This is a genomic window from Streptomyces pactum (assembly GCF_016031615.1).
In the GTDB taxonomy this organism is placed as follows: domain Bacteria; phylum Actinomycetota; class Actinomycetes; order Streptomycetales; family Streptomycetaceae; genus Streptomyces; species Streptomyces pactus.
In genome coordinates this window covers 1-2107 of the sequence record NZ_JACYXC010000013.1, presented here as the reverse complement: position 1 = coordinate 2107, position 2107 = coordinate 1, and the positions used below count along the sequence as shown (strand labels likewise).

Genomic DNA, 2107 nt, shown 5'->3' with positions numbered 1-2107 from the left:
GATCGCCGACATGCGGCCCGGCCTGTCGGTGACGCTGGTGGCCCGCGGTGAGCTGGGCGCCTCGCTGTCCGCCGGAGCCCGCGGCCACCTGCGCCGGGCCTGCGACCGGCTGGGCGTCACCGTCCTGGAGCACACCGAGGTCGCGGCCGTCGAGGCGGGGCGGGTGCGGTGCGCCGACGGCACCGCCCTGGCCTCCGACGCGACCGTGTGGACGGCCGGGTTCGCGGTCGGCCCCATCGCCGCCGCCGGCGGGCTGGACGTCACCGAGGACGGTCGGATCCTCGTCGACCGCACCATGCGGTCGGCCTCGCACCCCGACGTCTACGCCGTCGGCGACAGCGTCCACGCCATCGGCGACAACGGCCGGCCGCTGCCGATGTCCTGCGCCTCGGCCGGCTACACCGGCCGGCAGGCCACGGAGGCGATCGTGGCACGGCTGACCGGCCGCGAGGTCCCGAACGCCAAGCTGGAGTACGTGGGCAACCACATCAGCCTGGGGCGGCGGGACGGGATCCTGCAGATGGTCGACGGGGAAGGGCGGGCGAAGCCCACGTACATGGGAGGACGGAAGGCCGCGCGGATCAAGGCGGGCATCGTCAGGATGTCGCTGTGGGGCACCGCGCACCCGACCTTCGGCGTACCCAAGCGCAAGCACCGCCTGGCCGCGCCACAGGCCGCGGCCGGGACGGCGGCCGCGTGACCCCCTAGGGTGCCCCGCGTGAACAGCATCGCGACCGATCGCTTCGACGCCGGCCGCTTCGAGGCCAGCCGGAACCGGCTGGCCTCGCTGGCGTACCGGCTGCTCGGCTCCGCCACCGACGCCGAGGACGCCGTGCAGGACGCGTTCCTGCACTGGCAGGCCGCCGACCGGCGGCGGATCAAGGTGCCCGAGGCATGGCTGACCAAGGTCGTCACCAACCTGTGCCTCGACCGGCTCCGCTCGGCACAGGCCCGCCGGGAACGCGCCGCCGGTGACTGGCTGCCCGAACCGCTCCTCGACGGCGACCCGATGCTCGGCCCGGCCGACACCTTCGAGCAGCGTGAATCGGTGTCCCTGGCCATGCTGACGCTCATGGAACGCCTCTCTCCCGTCGAGCGGGCCGTCTACGTGCTGCGCGAGGCGTTCTCCTACAGCCACGCCGAGATCGCCGGGATCCTCGGCATCACCGAGTCCGCGAGCCAGCAGCACCTGCACCGGGCCCGGCGCCGCGTCACCACCGCCCGCCGCGGCGGCGGCGAGACCGACCCGGCGTCCGCCCGCAGGATCGTGGAGGAATTCCTCGCCGCCGCCACCTCCGGCCGCACCGAGCAGCTGGTGGCACTGCTCACCGACGACGCGATCGCCATCTCCGACGGAGCCGGCGGCCTGGCCGAGAAGCTGCTGCGGTTCGACACCCCGCAGCGCATCGCCGCCGTCGTGCGGGCCGGCCTCAAGCCCACGCCCGCGAAACGGCGACTGGCCGGCGGCACGCCCGCCATCCACTACGCGGTCGTCAACGGGGCCCCCGCGATGCTCTTCGTCGTCGGTGACCAGGTCATGGGCTCCGCGACGTTCGACGTCGTCGACGGCCGGATCGCCACCGTGCGGGGCATCGCCGCCCCCGCCCGCCTCGCCCGCCTCGCCGAAGCCTGGCGACACCACGCGCCGGAGGCGCCGCTCATCGACCGGTGGTGACCCGGCGCGGCCGCCGGCGGGCGCGGCGACCGCGTCGAGGAGAGCCGTGCTCCCGGCCCGCGCCGCCCCGGCCACGGACCGGCCGGCTCCCACGCGCGCCTTTCCCGGGCCGGCCGCGTGGTGCCGGCTCCGCCCGCGTCCGTTTTCGGGGGGCGGGCCGCGCCCGCGGCCGCTCGGAGGTGGCCGGAGGCTCCGGCCGGCACCTGCCTGGCGGCGCGCTTCACCCGCGCCCGGCTCGACCCCGACCTGGCCAGGGCCGACGTCCCCGCACTCGCCGTACCGACCGGAATCGGGTTCACCGTCGCGCCGCCCATCGGCGAACCGGCCCTTCCCGCCGACGCCGAGGCCGTCGAGGCCGCCGTCCTGACCGGCTCACTCATCGCCGCCGTCTGCGCCGGGGTGCTGCCCGGGCGCCGCAACGGGATCCACCGG

General features: G+C 76.1%; 3 protein-coding genes. All 3 read left to right on the top strand.

The window, feature by feature from the left end:
- Positions 1–700: FAD-dependent oxidoreductase (locus tag IHE55_RS30390; RefSeq protein WP_197992636.1), on the top strand; the 700-nt coding region annotated here is incomplete at its 5' end.
- Between the two features lie 9 nt (positions 701–709).
- Positions 710–1675 (top strand): sigma-70 family RNA polymerase sigma factor, encoded by a 966-nt coding sequence (locus IHE55_RS30385; RefSeq protein ID WP_372442741.1) that lies wholly within the window; start codon positions 710–712, stop codon positions 1673–1675.
- A 120-nt stretch (positions 1676–1795) separates the two neighbouring features.
- The coding region (locus IHE55_RS30380; RefSeq protein ID WP_307826959.1) for a Na+/H+ antiporter NhaA at positions 1796–2107 on the top strand (312 nt) is incomplete at its 3' end.